Origin of the sequence: Streptomyces sp. ISL-87, assembly GCF_018614095.1 — a bacterium.
In the GTDB taxonomy this organism is placed as follows: domain Bacteria; phylum Actinomycetota; class Actinomycetes; order Streptomycetales; family Streptomycetaceae; genus Streptomyces.
Window position 1 is genome coordinate 1 of sequence record NZ_JAGGOY010000137.1, and the last position, 17547, is coordinate 17547.

14 protein-coding genes and 1 pseudogene are annotated in these 17547 nt (G+C 69.4%); 6 read left to right on the top strand and 9 right to left on the bottom strand.

Going from position 1 to position 17547, the window contains the following annotated elements; translation table 11 throughout:
* Nucleotides 1-84: 84 nt before the first annotated feature.
* The 3 genes from J7I97_RS36240 to J7I97_RS36250 all read right to left on the bottom strand — a co-directional run bounded on the left by J7I97_RS36240 (nt 85) and on the right by J7I97_RS36250 (nt 3120).
* Nucleotides 85-1191 (bottom strand): mechanosensitive ion channel family protein, encoded by a 1107-nt coding sequence (locus J7I97_RS36240; RefSeq protein WP_214944195.1) that lies wholly within the window; start codon nt 1189-1191, stop codon nt 85-87.
* Between the two features lie 360 nt (nt 1192-1551).
* Complete coding sequence (locus tag J7I97_RS36245; RefSeq protein ID WP_214944197.1) at nt 1552-2766, bottom strand: cytochrome P450; 1215 nt, start codon at nt 2764-2766, stop codon at nt 1552-1554.
* Between the two features lie 78 nt (nt 2767-2844).
* Nucleotides 2845-3120, bottom strand: a complete 276-nt coding sequence (locus J7I97_RS36250) for an NAD(P)-dependent oxidoreductase (protein ID WP_285441143.1) — start codon at nt 3118-3120, stop codon at nt 2845-2847.
* Between the two features lie 73 nt (nt 3121-3193).
* Between J7I97_RS36250 and J7I97_RS36255 the strand changes: the two genes are divergently transcribed.
* On the top strand, nt 3194-3853 hold the full coding sequence (locus tag J7I97_RS36255) for a class I SAM-dependent methyltransferase (protein WP_214944199.1): 660 nt from the start codon (nt 3194-3196) through the stop codon (nt 3851-3853).
* Here the strand turns inward: J7I97_RS36255 and J7I97_RS36260 are convergent.
* Together J7I97_RS36260 and J7I97_RS36265 are read right to left on the bottom strand one after the other, a co-directional pair.
* Nucleotides 3846-6176 carry a family 20 glycosylhydrolase gene (locus J7I97_RS36260; protein WP_214944201.1) on the bottom strand — a complete coding sequence of 777 codons (2331 nt, stop codon included), beginning with the start codon at nt 6174-6176 and terminating at the stop codon, nt 3846-3848. The genes J7I97_RS36255 and J7I97_RS36260 overlap by 8 nt on opposite strands.
* A gap of 191 nt (nt 6177-6367) precedes the next feature.
* The gene (locus tag J7I97_RS36265; protein ID WP_214944203.1) at nt 6368-6955 is read right to left on the bottom strand and encodes a TetR/AcrR family transcriptional regulator; all 588 of its coding nucleotides are present in this window, start codon (nt 6953-6955) and stop codon (nt 6368-6370) included.
* 71 nt (nt 6956-7026) lie between these two features.
* Here J7I97_RS36265 and J7I97_RS36270 point away from each other — a divergent pair, with 71 nt between their 5' ends.
* The 3 genes and pseudogenes from J7I97_RS36270 to J7I97_RS36280 all read left to right on the top strand — a co-directional run bounded on the left by J7I97_RS36270 (nt 7027) and on the right by J7I97_RS36280 (nt 11208).
* A complete protein-coding gene (locus J7I97_RS36270; RefSeq protein WP_214944206.1) occupies nt 7027-7872 on the top strand; it encodes a bifunctional 2-polyprenyl-6-hydroxyphenol methylase/3-demethylubiquinol 3-O-methyltransferase UbiG in 846 nt (281 codons plus the stop codon).
* 71 nt (nt 7873-7943) lie between these two features.
* A pseudogene (locus tag J7I97_RS36275) lies at nt 7944-8492 on the top strand (serine hydrolase domain-containing protein); the annotation flags it as partial.
* A gap of 853 nt (nt 8493-9345) precedes the next feature.
* Entirely contained in the window at nt 9346-11208 is a 1863-nt protein-coding gene (locus J7I97_RS36280; protein WP_374103592.1) for a transglycosylase domain-containing protein, read from the top strand.
* 54 nt (nt 11209-11262) lie between these two features.
* Here the strand turns inward: J7I97_RS36280 and J7I97_RS36285 are convergent, their stop codons facing one another.
* Nucleotides 11263-12594: a hypothetical protein gene (locus J7I97_RS36285; protein ID WP_251049819.1), complete on the bottom strand. Its 1332-nt coding sequence runs from the start codon at nt 12592-12594 to the stop codon at nt 11263-11265.
* 244 nt (nt 12595-12838) lie between these two features.
* On the opposite strand from J7I97_RS36285, the gene J7I97_RS36290 reads away from it, so the two are divergent.
* Nucleotides 12839-13978 (top strand): amidase domain-containing protein, encoded by a 1140-nt coding sequence (locus tag J7I97_RS36290; protein ID WP_214944210.1) that lies wholly within the window; start codon nt 12839-12841, stop codon nt 13976-13978.
* Nucleotides 13979-14062: 84 nt separating this feature from the next.
* Here J7I97_RS36290 and J7I97_RS36295 read toward each other — a convergent pair whose 3' ends face one another.
* The 3 genes from J7I97_RS36295 to J7I97_RS36305 form a co-directional block, all read right to left on the bottom strand.
* Complete coding sequence (locus tag J7I97_RS36295; protein ID WP_214944231.1) at nt 14063-14860, bottom strand: CHAT domain-containing protein; 798 nt, start codon at nt 14858-14860, stop codon at nt 14063-14065.
* Nucleotides 14841-15668, bottom strand: a complete 828-nt coding sequence (locus J7I97_RS36300; RefSeq protein WP_214944212.1) for a tetratricopeptide repeat protein — start codon at nt 15666-15668, stop codon at nt 14841-14843. Before J7I97_RS36300 ends, J7I97_RS36295 begins: the two co-directional genes overlap by 20 nt.
* A 76-nt stretch (nt 15669-15744) precedes the next feature.
* Nucleotides 15745-16548, bottom strand: a complete 804-nt coding sequence (locus tag J7I97_RS36305; RefSeq protein ID WP_214944214.1) for a formyltransferase family protein — start codon at nt 16546-16548, stop codon at nt 15745-15747.
* 394 nt (nt 16549-16942) lie between these two features.
* On the opposite strand from J7I97_RS36305, the gene J7I97_RS36310 reads away from it, so the two are divergent.
* On the top strand, nt 16943-17539 hold the full coding sequence (locus J7I97_RS36310; RefSeq protein ID WP_251059501.1) for a hypothetical protein: 597 nt from the start codon (nt 16943-16945) through the stop codon (nt 17537-17539).
* Nucleotides 17540-17547: the final 8 nt, after the last annotated feature.

Sequence of the window (17547 nt, forward strand, 5' to 3'; positions counted from 1 at the left end):
AAATGATCCATTCGCCGGTCGCTCTTATCTGTTCCCTTGTCATGATGCCAGTTTCACCGATGTGGATCACTGAGCAAAAACGGTCTACCGTCCGCTGTCCGCCAGGACCGAAGGCGGCGCGTCGCGCTGGTGCGGGACCGGTGAGGGCGCCGACGGCTGGGGATCGTCGTGGTGGAGCGCGACCGTGCGCGTGGGGGCGGGGATGGAGATGCCTTCGGCCCGGAACCGCTGGTGCAGGCGCTTGATGAACTCGTGCTTGATCCGGTACTGGTCGCTGAACTCGCCGACGCCCAGGATCACCGTGAAGTTGATCCTGGAGTCCGCGAACGTGTGGAAGCGGACGGCTCCTTCGTGGTCGGGGACCGCGCCGTTGATGTCGGCCATCACGCTGTCGACCACCTCGAGTGTCACCCGCTCGACGTGCTCCAGATCGCTTTCGTAGCCCACTCCCACCTGGACCAGGATCGACAACTGCTGCTCGGGCTGCGTGTAGTTGGTCATGTTCGTCCGCGCGAGACGGCCGTTGGGGATGATCACCAGGTTGTTCGACAGGTTGCGGACCACGGTGTTACGCCAGTTGATGTCGACGACGTACCCCTCCTCACCACTGCTGAGGCGGATGTAGTCACCGGGCTGCACCGTCTTCGAGGCGAGGATGTGCACCCCCGCGAAGAGGTTGGCGAGGGTGTCCTGGAGCGCCAGCGCAACCGCCAGACCGCCCACTCCGAGGGCGGTGAGCAGCGGCGCGATGGACACGCCCATGGTCTCGAGGGCGACGAGAGCGCCCATCATGAGCACCACGATCCGCGTGATGTTCACGAAGATGGTGGCCGACCCGGCCACTCCGGTCCGCGCCTGCGCCAGGGACTGGACGAGACCCGCGACGACCCGCGCCGCGCTCAGCGTGGCGATGAGGATGAGCAGGGCGGTCAGGGACTGGTTCACGAACCCCGAGACCCGCGCGGTCAGGGGCAGGGCCGAGGCGGCCACCGCGGCGCCCGCGATGACGGCTGCCCCCGGGGCGAGGGTGCGCAATGCGTCGACGATGAGGTCGTCCCCGCTCCACCGTGTCCTGAGCGCGTGCTTGCCCAGCCAGCGCACGAGGGCGCGTACGAGCAACCCTGCCGCCGCACCCGCGGCCAACGCGATACCGGCTACCAGCCAGTCGTGCAGGACGAGGTCCCGGTTCAACGGACGCCCTCCGCTCCGCGCCGGACCGGGGGAGCGGCGACGGGCGCTGCCGGCCGTCGTATGGGGTGTGTCGTCACCTTGTCACCTGTCAGTTTCTCGTGCATGGAGCCTCGTTCGGGTGCGTGTACGCATTCAGAACGGGCTGCCATCCTGCCCCATGGGGGGAGAGGACGCCGCAGGTGGGCCCGGTGTGGGGCCAGGCGCGGGCCCGGCGTGGGGCCCGGTCGCTGCCAGAGCCCTGCTCGTCGGCGGTGTCGCGGCGGCGACGGCGCTCGTGGCTCTCTACGGCTGGTCGGCTTCGGCGCTCAGCGCGGCTGGGGCCTGAACGGCCAGGCCGACCCGCCCCCGGCAACCATCGGGCTACACGTCCGCGGTGACCGGGAGGGCTCGTAGGGCGTGGGAGCGGAAGGTGGTCGTCCAGGGGAGGTCCTCGACCGGGCGGGCCAGGCGGATTCCCCGGAGCCGGTCGAGGAGCGTGCCGAAGGCGAGGGTGAGCTGTAGGCGTGCCAGGGGAGCGCCGAGGCAGTAGTGCATGCCGTGTCCGAGCGCGAGGTGGGCTTTGTCCGCCCGGTTGATGTCGAAGCGGTCGGGCTCCGGGTAGCGGGCGGGGTCCCGGTGTGCTGAGGCGAGGCACAAGAGGACGGTGTCCCCGGCCGGGACCGGGACGCCGGCGATCTCGACGGGCTCGGTCGGGAAGCGGCGGATGGTCGTCTGGATGGGCTGGGCGTATCGCAGGAGTTCCTCGACGGCTTCGGGCAGCAGATCGGGGTGCGCCCGCAGCGAGGCCAGCTGGTCGGGGTGGGAGAGCAGGGCGAGCACGCCGTTGCTGATGACGTGCTGGACGTTCTCGCTGCCGGCCATCAGGATCAGGAAGGCGAGCGAGACCAGTTCGTCCTCGGTGAGCCGGTCTTCGTCGTCGCGCGCGGCGATCAGGCTCGACAGCATGTCCTCACCCGGCCGGGCACGCCGCTCCGCGACGAGGTCGACGAGGAACCGGTGGATGCTGCCGATCGCCGTCACCAGTTCCTCCCGCGTGCGCGGGGCGAGCATGCCGGCGACCCAGCCGGAGAACCGGTCCTGGTCTTCGGCGGGCACGTCCAGCAGCGCGCCGACGACCCGTAGCGGCAGGGGCTTGGCGAAGCCGGCGACCAGGTCCGCCTCCCCGGAACCGCTGATCCGATCCACGAGCCCGTCGATCAGGCCGTCGACGGCGCTCTGGATGTCTTCGCGGAGCATCTCGACGTGCCGCGGGGTGAACCCCTTCGCGACCAGGCGGCGCAGCCGCACGTGGTCGTCCGGGTCGATGTTCAGCAGGTTCCTGTCGAGCGCGGGCGGCAGGGAGAAGCCGCTGAAGCCCGTGGTGGAGTGCCGCTTGTTGACGGAGAGGCGGGCATCGAGGAGGCCGGTCCGCACGTCATGTTCGTGGGTGACCAGCCACACGGCCAGGCCGTCGGGCAGCGCGACGCGGTGCACCGACCCGATGGCACGCAGCCGCTCGTAGACCGCGTACGGATCCTTCGCGAACGACTCGTCGAACGGCTGCGGAAGCGGTGCGGTTTCCGTGTGCTGCGTCATGCGGTTGCCTCCCATGAACTCTCCCCGTGATCAGGGACATGATCGCGCACCTCACTTCACAGCCACCCGGGGACCTGATCAGTGGGTCACCACGGGCACACCGTCCGGGCGGTCCAGGAGCAACGACGCGATGTGGTCCGCGCATGCGAGGGCCGCCGTGGCCATGGCGCCCCTGGTCATCCCGGCGACATGAGGGGTGAGCAGGGCGTTCGGCAGGCCGAAGAGCGGCGAGGCGAAGGCGGCGTGCTCGTGCGCGAAGGTGTCGACGGCGGCCGCCGCGAGCGGCTGCGCCGGATCGCTCAACGCGTCGGCCAGCGCCTGCTCGTCGACTATCCCACCCCGGGCGGTGTTCAGTCAGTGGCAGAGCCACGACCACCGGAACCCGCTACGAGTATCAATGTCAGTGGCGGCAGGCATGATCACCACCATGACCGATTCCACCGCTGCCATCACCGAATACTGGGACGCCGCCGCCTCGGCGTTCGACGACGAGCCCGACCACGGGCTGCGCCAGGAGCACACGCGTGCCGCCTGGGCCGAACTCCTGCACTCCTGGGTGCCCGACGGGCCGGCCGACGTGCTCGACGTCGGCTGCGGCACCGGGTCGCTGTCCCTGCTCCTGGCCGAGGCCGGGCACCGTGTCACCGGTGTGGACCTGGCGCCGCGGATGGTTGCCGAGGCCGAAGCCAAGCTCACCGCCGCGGGGCTGGCCGGCCGCTTCCTGGTCGGCGATGCCGCCGCACCGCCGACCGGCGAGGAGCGGTACGACGTCGTACTGTCCCGGCACTTGCTGTGGACCCTGCCCGACCCCGAGGCCGCGCTCCGGCAATGGGTCGCGCGGCTGCGCCCCGGCGGCCGGCTCGTGCTGGTCGAGGGACGCTGGCGCGAAGCCGGGCAGAGCGGTGTGCCGTACGTTGCCGGAGCCGAAGCGCTGCCCTGGCACGGCGGCATCGGCTCGGCTGATCTGGCCGCCGCTCTCGGTCCACTCGTCGCGGACCTGCACATCGAATCGCTCAGCGGTGATCCCGAACTCTGGGGTGGGCCGGTGACCGACGAGAGGTACGCGTTGATCGCCCGGGTCAGGTGATCTGCCAGCGCTGGTAGGCCGATCCGGCGGCCGGCTGCTGGGTGACCAGGGATCCGTCCGATCCGGAGGCGGTCGTCAGGAGGAGTCCGCTCTTCTTGTTGGCCACGGAGTACTCACCGCCGCCCAGGCCCGTGATCTGCCAGTGCTGGCTGTCGCCGCCGGTGCAGGTGGCCTGGACGACGGACGCGCCGGGGGCCGTGGAGCCGGCCGGGATGTCCGCGCAGAGGCTGGATGAGCCGTTGGCCATGGTGTAGGTGCCGTCGGCGTTGAGGGTCAGGCGCCACTGCTGGTTCGGGCCGCCGTGCGGGGTCCACGTGATCAACTGAGTACCGGAGGTGCTGGAACTCGCCGGGTCGTCGAGGGCCTTGCCGGCGGCGGTGAGGCTTCTGGTTCCGCTCAACTGGCCGCCGTACACCTCGAATTCGTACAGCGAGTATCCGTAGCCGGTGCCGCGCTGGGTACCGTACAGCCGGATGTAGCGCCCCGAACCGGACAGGCCGGTGAGGTCCTGCACCCCGCCGGTGCCGGTGGTGGTGGAGTACGCGGTGCGCCAGGTGGTGTTGTCGTCCGAGAGCTGGATCTGGAAGGCCTTGCCGTACGCCGCCTCCCATCGCAGCACCACGCGGCTGACGGCCTGGCTGGAGCCGAGGTCGACCTGGAGCCACTGCGGGTCGCTGTAGGCGCTGGACCACCGGGTGGCCGGATCCCCGTCGGTGGCCGAGGAAGCGGGGAAGTTGGCGGTCTCGGTGCTGGAGGCAGTCGTGGGGCGGTTGCGGGCGAGATTGCCGGGCTGGGCGAGTCCCGGCCAGGCGGGATTGTGTCCGATCGCGGCTGCGATAGGGGTGAAGGCGGTGTAGGTGCTCGCCAACTTCGGTGAGCCCCAGGTCTGTTGGGCGAGTGCCCGCAGCGGATACATGATGCCCGCAGCGATCTGGCCCTCCGTCTCGGCGGTCGGGTTGTCGCACCACACGTGTATCAGTGAGCCGGGATTCCTCGCGGGATCGGTGAGGGTGTTGCCGCCTTCGAAGCGGTCCGGTGTCCAGGATTCGTACATCCACTTGGTGTCCGGTTTGGCGCCCCCGAGCACGTAGTAGGTCGGCGTCCAGGACTCGTTGGCGACCCTGTGCCCGGCGGCCGCCAACTGCTCCGGTGTGAGGCCGTAGTTGTACCAGTACTCGACGAGAATGCCGGAGTTCGGGGTGAGGGTCCCGTCCCCGGCCTTGATGCCGTCGTTCCACATCCGGGTGGTCTTGCCGCCCGCCCGGACCAGCTCGTCGGCCCAGTTCACGTACCCGTAGTAGGTGTCCTTGGCGGTGGCGTTCGCGCCGTAGTGGGCGCGGGCGTAACTGAGCAGCTGCGGGTACTTGCTGTAGTCGGTGACGTACTCGTCCGCGCCGATGTGCCAGTAGGCGGCGGGGAACAGCGGCAGGTACTCGTTGATCAGATCCTTGATGAGGGCGTAGGAAGCGGGCAGGGAGAGGTCGATGAAGTCGGCGCTGGCCGCGCCGGAGCTGTTCTTGAGCTTGAGTTCCGGGTGGGCGGCCAGGATCGGGTTCATGTGTCCCGGGGTGTCGATCTCCGGCACGATCGTGACGTGGTACTTCTGTCCGAGCGCGATCAGGTCGGCGATGTCCTGCTTGGAGTAGTGGTCGGCGGAGACGATCTCCGGGTGGGTGGAGCTCTCCAGCCGGAAGCCGAAGGTGTCCGACAGGTGGAAGTGGAAGTAGTTGAGCTTGAGGTAGGCCAGCTCCTTGATGTGCTGCTTGACCCAGTCGACGGTGAAGAACTTCCGGCCCTGGTCGATCATGAGCCCGCGCTCGGCCTTCGCCGGCCAGTCGACCGCCGTTCCGGCCGGCACCGAGGCGGACTGGTGCAGCAACTGGAGCACGGTACGCGTTCCGTAGAACGCGCCGGTGTCGGTGGCGGCCTGGATGCTGACGGACTGCCCGACGGTCATCCGGTACCCCTCGGCGGGCAGTCCGCCGTCACCGAGGCTCAGCCCGATGTCGCCGGGGGAGGCGCTCCCGGTGACGACGGTGACCGAACGCCCGGCCAGTGCCCCCAGATCCTCCGCCAGGGTGGCTGCCTCGTCGGAGAGCTGGGCGGTGTAGGCGGGGTCGACGACGATCCGGCTGGTACTGGTGAAGCCGTACGTACCGGCGCCGGCCGTCCACTGGCGCAGCGCAGGCACCGTCTGCGGCGGCCCCGCGGCAGCTTGTACGGGCCCGGCGGCGGCTTGTACGGGCCCGGCGGCGGCGACACCGGGTAAGGCGAGTGTCGCCACCGCGAGGGCGGAGGCGGTCAGGAATCTGAGCAGACGCATGGTGAGTCCCCAAGTCGTGTGAGTGAAGGGGGAGTTCATGGTGGGGTCTCCATCCAGCGGGGTCCGCTGTGGGGGAGTGGCCAAAGTGCAGCGCAGTAGCGGTTTCATGTCAAGAGATGCTCGAAACCCGGCCGGAACGCGCAGTATTGCGCACGCATTGTGCACCTGCCCGCCGTTCTTGACGGCGGTTCCTACGCGGCGCCCGCGATGACCGTGGCCACGGTCTTGCTGACGGCTTCAGCCTCCGGCGGGGTGCCCTTCCGGTCGGCGAACAGCAGGTGCACCGCTCCTGTCAGCGTGGGAGCGAGCGTGTCGACGTCGGCATCGCCCGCGATGCGGCCCAGATCGCGCTCGGCGGCCAGGTATGAGGCGATCATGGCCGTAGCCTCCGTCAGGACGGGGACACCGGCCGGCCTGGACTGGCGCAGCCGGGCGCGCAGGTCGTCGCGGAAGGTGATGAGGGCGACGACCGCCACGGCGACCGACGACCCGAACAGGGTCATCACCGCGCTGGTGAGGTTGCCGGTCACGGTGCCGCTCCCGGCACGGTTGCGGAGGGCGGCGGCCTGGTCGTCGATGCGGGCGATGCGGTCCAGTACGAGCTCGGCGACGAACGCGTCGAAGTCGGCGAAGTGCCGGTGCAGGACGCCCTTGGCGCAGCCTGCCTCGGTGGTGACCGCCCGGCTGGTCAGCGCCATCGGCCCGTCCCGTAGCAGGACGCGCTCGGCGGCGTCGAACAACTGCTCCCGCGCGTCGCGCAGGGCCACCCCTGTCGGCATCGTTCATCCCCTCTTCCGTTGCCGGGCCTCACCCGGTTGACGAGTGGGCAGGTGCCCACCATAGTGGGCGCATGCCCACTTTACGGCTTCCCGATGATGAGCCCCATCGGCAGCGACAGGTAGCGGAGTCGTTCGGCACGGACGCCCGACGCTACGACCGCGCCCGGCCCCGCTACCCCGCAGCCATGGTGGAGCGGATCCTCGCCGAAAGCCCCGGCCGCACGGACGCCCCAGATATCCCGGATATCCCGGACGTCCTCGACGTCGGCTGTGGCACAGGAATCGTCGCCCGGCAGTTTCAGGCGGCGGGTTGCAGAGTGCTGGGCGTCGAGCCCGACGCGCGGATGGCCGACGTGGCGCGGCAACTCGGCTGCGAGGTCGACGTAGCGAAGTTCGAAGACTGGGACCCGGCCGGCCGGGATTTCGACGCGGTCGTCGCCGGGCAGGCCTGGCACTGGATCGACCCGGCTGCGGGAGCGGCCAAGGCCGCGCGGGTGCTGCGCCCCGGCGGCCTGCTGGCACCGTTCTGGAACGCTTTTCAGTTCCCGCCCGACGTGGCGGAAGCCGTCGTCGAGGTGTGCCGACGGGTGATGCCCGATGCGCCGGTCAATTTCGAGGTGATGACGAGGGGATCCCTGGACGGGTACCGGGCGCTCTTCGGCAAGGCCGCCGACGGCATCCGGGAGGTGGGCGGGTTCAGCGAACCGGAGCAGTGGCAGTTCGACTGGGAGTGGTCCTACACGCGGGACGCGTGGCTGGACCAGATGCCTACCCAGGGAGCCTTCACGCGACTCCCGGCCGCCAGTTTGACGGAAGTCCTGGAAGGCGTAGGGGCCGCGATCGACGCGATGGGTGGCCGCTTCACGATGCGCTACGCGACGGTGGTGGTCGCCGCGGCGCGAACCGGTGCCGGCTGACCTGAGCTGACCTGACGTACTCGACCGGAAGCCGCGGTCCGGGCGTCTCGCGGATCCCCGCAGCGCAAGGTGGCCGACCGCTCCACGAAGTCATCCAGCAGGACGTCCTGGAGCCGGCCGGGCTGCACCGCACGCTCTTCCCCACGGGTGCGGAGTTCCCCGAACCGCACGCGCACGGCTACACCAACCAGACACCCTCGGGGGAGATCGAGGACACGACCGACTGGAATCCCTCCTGGGGCTGGGCCGCGGGCGCGATCATCTCCGACCTCCAGGACCTGCGCAGCTGGGCGCGCACCCTCGCCACCGGCACGCTGCTGAAGCCGGCGACCCAGGCCGAACGCCTGAAGACCACCCCGATAGGTATTCCGGGCGCCGGCTACGGGCTGGGCATCTTCAACGTCCAGGGCTGGATCGGCCACAACGGCTCGCTGCCCGGCTACGAATCCCTCACGGTCTACCCGCCACGAGCGCAGGCGACCATGGTCATCCTTCTCAACACCGACTCCCTGCACGACGGCCGGGAGCCCAGCGCGTTCTTCGGCGAGGCGGTCACCAGCATCGTGAGCCCGGACCACGTGTATCCCGGCCACATACCGTCCGTGCCGAGGAGCGGCTGACCGCTCATCCGCGCGAGCGGTGGCGCCCCGCTCGGCCCGTCGACCGCCGCGCCGCGAGACGGCGCCGACGGCCCGGGACGATCAGACGACGTCTCCCCAGCCGTGTTCCGTGTGCAGGGCATGGGCCTCGTCCGGACCGAGCCAGTCGAGTCCGAAACGCCGGCCGCGCAGTCGGAAGACCCCCGAGTCCCAGTCAGCGAGCTCTTCGTCAAGCTCCTCAGCTGCGATGACCCCGTCCTCGAAGGGGGGCGAAGCCTGCTCTGTGCCGACAGGGGACAGCGCCCACTGAGGGAGCTCTCTCGGGTCTACCCAACGCCTTCGCCAGAACGGCCCTGCCCGCCACCACCACGTGTCCACCCGGGTCAGAAGGAGGCCGACCTGCTCGTCACCCTCCAGAACGCGGGCAGCCCCTTGGCGATAAGGGTCGAGTCGGGCATCGGCCTGCGGCTCTGGCCGCGCATGTCTGGACACACCCGCATCCTCCCGGTCGACGTGTCGATACGGAAACGCCCGTAGGCCCGCGTCAACGTCCCGGGCCGATACATCCTAGGGTGAGGGGGGAAGCACAGCAGAGGGGACATTTGGTGTGGGCACGCAGGGTGGGGCCACGGGGGGCCGGTCGCGCGGTAGACGGGCGGGTTCCGGGGGTGAAGGCGGGGCCTCCGGGGGGCGGCGGCGGAAGTCCGGTGCCCGTGGCGGGGCCGGGATCCTGGCTGGTCGATGGGCCGCCCTCGCGCCGGCGGTAGCCGTCGCCCGCACGCTGCCGCGACGTCTTCGGCCCGAGTACCCCCGGCCGGGGCGCAGCGACTGGCGTCGCTGGATCCCGTCCTGGCGTCAGTGGCTGGGCGTGTGCCTGTACGTGTTCCTCGGCATGGCCGGGTTCGTTTCGTACGCCTACGCGACCACCGACATACCTGACGATCTCAACTCTTTTGCGACGCAGCAGGACAACGTCTACTACTGGGCCGACGGCTCCAAGATGGCCAGGACCGGCTGGGTCAGCCGGCAGGAGATGCCGCTGGACAAGGTGCCCACCAAGGTCCAGGGAGCCATCCTCTCGGCCGAGAACGCGAGCTTCTACTCGGATCCCGGAGTCTCGCCCTCCGGTGTCCTGCGCGCGCTGCGAGCCGCGGCGACAGGGGGTGAGACGCAGGGCGGCTCGACCATCACCCAGCAGTACGTGAAGAATGCCTACCTGAACCAGGACCGGACCCTCTCCCGGAAGTTCACCGAGCTCCTCCTCGCCGTGAAGCTGGACCGGCAGCGCAGCAAGGACCAGATCCTCGAGGACTACCTCAACACCAGCTGGTTCGGTCGGGGCACCTACGGCATCCAGCGCGCCTCACAGGCCTACTACGGCAAGGACGTCTCCCAGCTCAACGCCAGCGAGGGCGCCTTCCTGGCCTCCCTCCTCAAGGGCGCCGGGCTGTACGACCCCGCCATCAGCGACGAGAATCGCCAGCGGGCCGTCGAACGCTGGAGCTGGACCCTGGACCGCATGGTGGTGACCGGCAATCTCTCACGCGCCGAGCGCGCCACCTACACGAAGTTCCCCGAACCCGTGACGCACGCCGTCACGAGCGATGCCGGCGCGCAGACCGGGTATCTGGTGGAGCTGGCCAAGGCGTACGCGATCAAGGCCGGACACATCAAGGACTCGGAGTTCGACCTCGGCGGCTACCAGATCTACACGACCTTCGACAAGTCCCGCATGGCGGCCCTGACCGCCGCCGTGCAGGAGACGCAGAAGAGCTTCGACGCCGATCGCCGCCCCACCACCGACACGCACGCGAAGATCGGTGCGGCGAGCATCGCGACCGACGGCCGGCTGCTCGCCGTGTACGGCGGCCCCGACTATCTGAAGCAGGGCTTCAACGAGTCGAACTCGACGACGATTCCCGTCGGCACGGCATTCACGCCGTTCGTGTATGCCGCCGCGCTCGACGAAGGAGTGCTGCGCACGCGCGGAAAGGCCCGCACGCCCGTCTCCCCGGCCTCCCGGTACGACGGCAACGATGAGGTCACCGTGCAGACGCCCGAGGGCCCCTACTGGGACCGCAGCGGCAAGGTGGTGAAGGGGCGCAACGACGGCGGCCGCAACTGGGGGCAGGTGACCTTGCGCCAGGCCGTCGCCAACTCCGTCAACACCCCGATGCTGCAACTCGGCCTCGATGTCGGTCTCGACGAGGTGGACGCCATGGCCCAGCGGTCGGGACTGCTCGAGTCGAGCCTCGGACCACGGGTTCCCGTCTTCGCGCTCGGGGAGAACTCGACGCCCAGCGCGATCCGCATGGCCGGCGCCTACGAGACCTTCGCCGCCGACGGCATGCACACCGCGCCCTACTCGGTGCGCTCGGTCACCCGTAACGGCGCCGCGATGCCGCTCAATCTGCCGAAGCCGACCCGGGCGATGTCGGCCAAGGCCGCCCGCGCGGTGACGGACTCCCTGCGGGACGCCGTCACCGAGGGCTCGGCGAAGACCGCCAACAAGGCGCACACGGGTACGGCGGGCAAGACCGGAACGACCGCCGCGAATACGGCGGGCTGGTTCGTGGCCAACACCGAAGGGGAGTCCACGGCCGTCGTGGTCTACCGGATGTCCCTGACCGACCTGGTCCCGCTGCCGCTGACGGGTCTGGGCGGCGACGCTCCGGCCACCCCCAGCAGTGAGCGGGCGGTGCGCCTGTGGTCCGCCTACATCAAGGCGGTGAACTGATCCGAGCGCGTCGGCCGCCCGGACGACGGGCGGCCGTTACTTGATCACGTCCTGTTACTTGATCAGTGTCTTCCAGTCCGGCGCCTGTGCGGGGTCGAGCAGGCGCAGTTGCGCCAGGACCTTCGGGTCCTGGGCGTCGAGCCAGTCGGCCAGCTCCCGGAACGACACGCAGCGCACCCCTTCGCGCGGGCAGACGTCCTTCATGACCTCCTCGACGGCCTTCATGTAGATGCCGCCGTTCCAGTCCTCGAAGTGGTTGCCGATGTACATCGGCGCCCGGCTGCCGTTGTAGACGCGGTTGAACCCGTTCAGGTACGACTTCCGTGTCTGTTCCAGCCACCCCGCGTACTTCGCCGGGTCCCCCTGGGTGCTGTCGCCGGACTGGTTGTAGAGGAAGTTGAAGTCCATTGAGAGGACTTGCGTCTCTTTGTCCTGCAAGGGGACGAGCTGTAGTGGAAAGTTCCAGACGCCGTCCATCTTGGACGGCCACAACTGGAAGTCTCCCGAGGAGCTCGCGTCGTAGCGCCAGCCGTACGGCTTGATCGCCGCCACGAGGTTCTTCTGCCCCTCCAGGCAGGGCGCGCGGCCGCCGACCGTTTCCTTGTCCGGGTCGAAGGGCAGGGGCGCCACGTCGGTGAAACCGGTGTTGGTCTTCCAGTTCTTCACGAACGAGTAGGTCTGGTCGATCTCGCTCTTCCACTCGTCGGTGGTCCATTCCCCACCGCCCTTGGGTCCGCAGAAGTGCCCGTTGAAGTGCGAGCCGATCTCGTTGCCGTCGCCCCAGGCGCCACGCAGCTGCTCCAGGGTGGTCCTGATGTGCGGGACGGTCGGGTACGAGATGGCGGCCGAGCCCGGGCTGTGCTGCGGCGGGTGGTACAGCATCTTCTTGCTCTCCGGCAGCAGGTAGATGCCCGTGAGGAAGAAGGTCATGTGGGCCTTGCTCTCCCGGGCCACCTGGCGGAAGTGCGAGAAGAGCTGGTCGTCGCCTTCCAGCGCGCCGTCCCAGGAGAACACCACGAACTGCGGCGGAGTCTCACCGGGCTTCAGCCGCTCGGGCTTGAGCTGACCCGGCTGCGGCCCGGTGTAGGAGGTGGAGCCGTCTCCCAGCACCTTGACCTTGCCGTCCCAGGCCTTCTCGTCGTCCTTCGCGGAACCGCCCTTGCCGGCCGAACCGCCCGAGAGCGCTGCGGACGCGGACTTTTTGTCCCGTTCTGCGGCTCCCGAGGAATCGCCCAGCGTGAAGGCGTAGGCGGTGGCGGCGGTCCCGCCTATGGCGATCACGGCGACGCCGATGGCCAGGCGCTTGCGGTTCTGCGCCTTTTTGCGTGCTTTGCGGTCAGCCCGGGACTCAATTCGGTCGCGCGGAGCGTCGTCGGTGTCGGCCATCGCAGTCGACTTCCCCCTAGGTCACCGCAGCCCCCGCCGCGCATGGATGGTTCGTACGAATATAGAACTTGTCGGCACACCTGACGCACCCCGGGCCCCATCATCCCGCACCCTCACAGCCAATTCTCAGACCCCGGTCAGACCCGAGGCCACTCGCTCCAGGGGAACGGGACTGAGTAGTCGGTGACTTGTGCGAAAATTCCGTCCCCCGGTCTGTGTGGACCGGGCGACGAGGGGGAATATTTTGATATCAACGACGTTCAGGCCGGCCGTCGGCGTGGCCCTGACCACGGTCATTTCGTCCGCATTTCTGCCTGTAACCTCCGCGAGTGCGGCTCCTCGGCCGCACGCCGCCGACAGTGCGGCCGTCAGCACCTTCGCCCGGATAGCCGACGACGTGCTCTCCCGGCGCACCGAGGCCCTGGTCGAGGAAGGGCCGAAGCACCGCACCTCTGCCCCGGCCTCCGCGAAGACACGCATGTCACCCCAGTTGCGGCGGGACGAGGACGCGGCGCTGTCGTCGCTGCGCTCCCGCAAGACGCGGCTGCGGGACCTCGGCGAGGCCTACACCGACGCCGACACCCGCGTCACCGTGGACACGGCCACGGTCACCAACGGGCGGGCGACCGTCCAGGTCACCGAGGACACCACCCTCACGTACAAGAAGCTCCGCGGCGATGAGCCGGCGACGACCGGGTTCCGCACGCGGTACGAGCTGAACCTCGTCGGCAAGTCCGGCGGCGCCTGGGAGCTGACCTCGATCAAGTCCCAGGACAGCGGTCCCGTCGCGGTCAACGAGCCGACGGCCGCCAAGGCGTACGCCATCGAGGACGACGGCCAGACCTACCCCGACGGCACGCCCGCGTCCACCAAGTACCCCGCGCCGGCGTATCCCAAGGTGAAGACCGGCACCGGCTACGACTACGCCGCCATGGCGACGTACGCGGAGAAGTACTGGAAGAACTACAACCCCGCCTACCGGAGCTTCAACCAGGCCGGCGGTGACTGCACCAACTTCATCAGCCAGTCACTGAAGGCGGGCGGCTGGAAGAACGTTCCCGGTGCCACGTCGGACTACCGCAACTGGTGGTACGACGGCTCCCTCCAGACGAACTCCTGGGTCGGCGCGAACGACTGGGCCTGGTTCACGCTCTCCAACGAGCGGGCCGCCAACCTGGCCAATGTCTACCAGATGGACGTCGGGGACATCCTGCAGGTGGACTTCGACCGGGACGGGTCCAAGGACCACTCCATGATCGTGACGTACCGGAGCAGCGCGGGGATCCCCTACGTCACGTACCACTCCACCAACACCTACCGTAAGTCGCTGGCGAGCCTCGTCGCGTCCTACCCCAACGCGGTCTACTTCGCGTACCGCACCTGACAGGTGCCCTGCCGGCTCCTCCTGCCGCGGACACCTCCGCGGCAGGAGGAGCCGGGTCAGCGGACCGCGTGAAACAGGATGCGGCTACGCGCCGGCGTGGAGGTAGGCCGCCCACAGCGAGGGGGTCGCGTGGTCGTGCAGGAGGAGCCGGCTTCGGGAAGGGTCGGTGGCGTCACTGGCGCCGTGGCACGCGAAGTGGGCGATGGCACACTGCGGGAGCCGGGCCAGGACGGCGGCCGTGGTCGGGGTGTCGCCGCTCGGGGTGCCGTTGCTCGGGGCGAGCGGCGTCCCGGCGGGCACGGGCGAAGGTTCGGTGAGCCGGATCGGGCGGTGCAGGAGCCCCAGGACCCGGCGGGCTTCCTCGGGGACGTGCCGCAGTGGGCTGAGGCCGGGAGTGGTCGGCATGGCGACGACCAGGGACCGACCCGCTACCCGGGGCCGACGCCGACGGGCGTGGCGCAGGGCACGGATGGTAGGGGTGTAGGACGAGACCATCCGGTCCAGGACGGTACGGCGGTCAGGGCCCTGCCCGGGGTCGGTGTGGAAGCCCGCGGCGTGCAGGGGCAGCAGCCCGAGGAGTCCGCCGGGCGCCCACCACACCCGCGGTAGCGGATCCCCGTCCTGGTCGGGCGGGATCACCTGGCCCATGGCCGCCAGAGCGGACAGGACGGGCTCGGCCGCGGCCTCCCAGAGCCATTCCAGTACCAGGCGCAGCGTCCGTTGGGCGGCGATCCGGTCGCCGTCCGGAGCTGTCGCCTCGCCCAGCGCGCGGTGGAAGACGATGACCTGCTGGACGACCGTGTCGCGGGGGAGCCGCGGCAGCGGGCACGACCTGATGCCGGCCGGGGTGAGCAGGAGCGCGTCACTGCGGTAGCGGCTGATGCACCGCCTCGGCCAGGTCCCCGGGGTCCCCGAAGCGCGAGAACCGCTCCAGCGAGGCCTTGCTGAAGGTGGTCAGGATGATGGCGCGACCGGGGTGGTCGTCGGGTGCGGCCCGGACGGCCGCGGAGCCGGCCTTCACCGCTTCGTCGAGGTCCCCGAGGTCTCCGGTGTGCTCGTACCGCACTTGAAAGGAGGTGCCGACGTTGGAGAGGAACGTGGCACGGTGGGGGTGGTCGTCGGGGGAGTTCCGTAAGGCCGCGCGGCCGGCCTGCACCGCGTCGTCCAGATCCTCGAGGTCTCCGGCGTGCTCGAACCGGCGCCGCAGGGCGATGCCGAGGCTGGACAGGGCTTCGGCGCCGTCCGAGTGGCCGGCGGGCAGGCTGCGCGCGATGCGTCTCCACAGCGTCACGGAGAGCGTCAGCAGAGCCGGGTCCACGACGGTGCGCAACGTATGCGTGAGCAGGTTCCTCGCGGCAGGGATCGCCGCTTCGGCCAAGGGGGCCAGCAGGGGCTTCGGCAAGTCGGAATCGGGCATCCCCGCTACGAGGCACCCCGTGAAGAAACGGAGGGCGGCCCCGCCCTCCTGCCCGGCTTGCGCCGGGGGAAGAGCCGGGGCGCGCCAGAAGTACAACCAGCCCAGGGCGTGAGCGACTTCCAGATCCACGGCACTGCCGTCCGCGGCGTAGCTCGCCAGGTCCCCGGCCTCGACGAGCGCGGCCGCCTCCAGCACCGCAGAACGGTTCCCGTCGGCGAGCACGCGGTTCAACCGGCCGTGGACCGCCGCCAGTAACTCCTCACGCGTTCGCACGTACCTCCCCGGACCCGCGACAGCCGACCAACCGATCGCCAACTGCCAAATATAGGCGCCGGATTGGCGAACTCGCCTACGCGGATCCGAAGCGCGCGACGGCTTCCTCGTAGTCGCGTTCGTCGATGAACCGGAAGCCCCGCTGTTCGAAGGCGTTGATCTCCTGGGCGGTCGGTTCGCTGTGGTACTGCCGTTGGGTGCGGTCCTGCGGCTCGGCCGGGGGAATCCTGCCCTCGGCCAGGCCGGGGAGCACCTGCAAGAAGCGTTCGATACCCAGCACGTACAACGGCAGGAGATGCCAGAACAACGAGCGTGTCCGGTCGACGGGTAGTTCATCGCTTGCGATCACGGGCCCTGTGTCGATGCCCCGGTCGATCACGTGCAGGGTGCTGGTGAGCTTTGGCTCGCCGGCGAGGATGGCGTGCATGGGAGCCGCGATTCCCGCGTAGCGCGGGAGGGCTCCGGGGTGGACGTTCAGCACGCCGAGGGAGGGGATGGAGAGGATCGACTCCTTGAAGATCAGCCCGAACCGCACGGACAGGATCAGATCCGGCTGGAAGGCCCGGGCGACCGCGTAGCCGTCACCCGTGTTGACGCGCTCGACGTCATGGAACCGGATCCCGTGTCTGCGCGACAGGTGATGGAAGGTCAGCAGCTCGCCGGCAGGGTGCGGGAGGCGGTCCAGACGGGGGAAGACTTCCTGGCAGGCGAGGTCCCGTTCGAACCAGCGCTGACGTTCCAGGGGGCACCCCGAGCTCAGATCGCCCGGCGGCGGACTCTGCAGTGCGACCTCGACGGTGTGACCGTCGAGTTCCGGCAGCAGCCGGTTCAACGCCACGCACACCACGAGATCCCGCTGGGCACATACGAGGATGCGCACGGTGTCTCCTCCGAAATACGACGACACATGGTAGCCGCGGCATTGCCTGCCGCCACGCTGACACACACCGTTCGTCACTGCATCTCCGCGTCCATTCCCGGTGTCACCCGTTCGGTCCCGAGTTCGCTCGCTCTCACACGGCCGGCGGCCTGCCGGGAGGGTGCCTATCCGCGGCAGGGGGCGCTGACGTCCAGGTCACTGAGTTAGCGGTCGTACTCCGCCTTGGGCTGGTGGTGTCCCGGAAGACCTTCGCCCCTGGGCGGCGGAGCACGGGCGTCCGGACGATGCCCTGCAGTCCCTTCTGGAGCGCTTCAGCCAGCGGGACATCCGCTTTCCGGCCCGGCGTAACTCGTAGGGTGGCATGGAGAGTTCTCTGGAGGGGAAGGGTCGAGGGATGGGTTTGCGACAGAGGTTAGGGTGGCGACGAGGCCGTGGTGGTTTCGCGCCGCAGGAGATCGCGGTCAAGCTCTCGATCCCCTTCGTCGGGGAGATCAGCGGGGTGTGGGAGCCCGTGAACTCCGAGCGGGAGGCCGCGTGGGAGCTCTACGTCGAACTGGCCACCCGTATCTCGGTCGTTGAGCTGGGCGAGGACCAGGGCCTGCTGCGGGAGGCGCTGACCTCGCTCTACACCGTCTTCGGGACGACGCGGGAGATCCTGCGGCGGTACGGGCCGGCGGTCGCGCCGAGGGTGGCGCCGGGGAGGGTGACCTTCGGGGTGCTGGCGGTCAATGTCCTGAACCTTTCCATCCGGCCGCTGCTCAGCCAGTGGCATCCGCTGCTCACGGCGCACGAGGCGACGCGCGGCGACCATGTGGACCCCGTCTCGCACGAGCGGCGGTGGGCGCGGGCGGCCGAACTTCGGGCAGAGATCGAGTCCGTACGGCAGGTGCTGCTGTCGCTCGCCCAGGCACTGAACGAGGTGGCGGGGGTCGGCGACCTGATCACCGTACGGGTGCCGCAGCAGACGGGAACGGCGGCGCAGACGTCGTAGGCACAACA

What these genes read in the sequence shown, in the direction of transcription:
- J7I97_RS36310 (WP_251059501.1), top strand. Translation starts at nt 16,943, where the DNA reads ATGGGTTTGCGACAGAGGTTAGGGTGGCGACGAGGCCGTGGTGGTTTC.
- J7I97_RS36265 (WP_214944203.1), bottom strand. Translation starts at nt 6,955, where the DNA reads ATGCCGACAGGGGTGGCCCTGCGCGACGCGCGGGAGCAGTTGTTCGAC.
- J7I97_RS36285 (WP_251049819.1), bottom strand. Translation starts at nt 12,594, where the DNA reads ATGGCCGACACCGACGACGCTCCGCGCGACCGAATTGAGTCCCGGGCT.
- J7I97_RS36270 (WP_214944206.1), top strand. Translation starts at nt 7,027, where the DNA reads ATGCCCACTTTACGGCTTCCCGATGATGAGCCCCATCGGCAGCGACAG.
- J7I97_RS36255 (WP_214944199.1), top strand. Translation starts at nt 3,194, where the DNA reads ATGACCGATTCCACCGCTGCCATCACCGAATACTGGGACGCCGCCGCC.
- J7I97_RS36260 (WP_214944201.1), bottom strand. Translation starts at nt 6,176, where the DNA reads ATGCGTCTGCTCAGATTCCTGACCGCCTCCGCCCTCGCGGTGGCGACA.
- J7I97_RS36245 (WP_214944197.1), bottom strand. Translation starts at nt 2,766, where the DNA reads ATGACGCAGCACACGGAAACCGCACCGCTTCCGCAGCCGTTCGACGAG.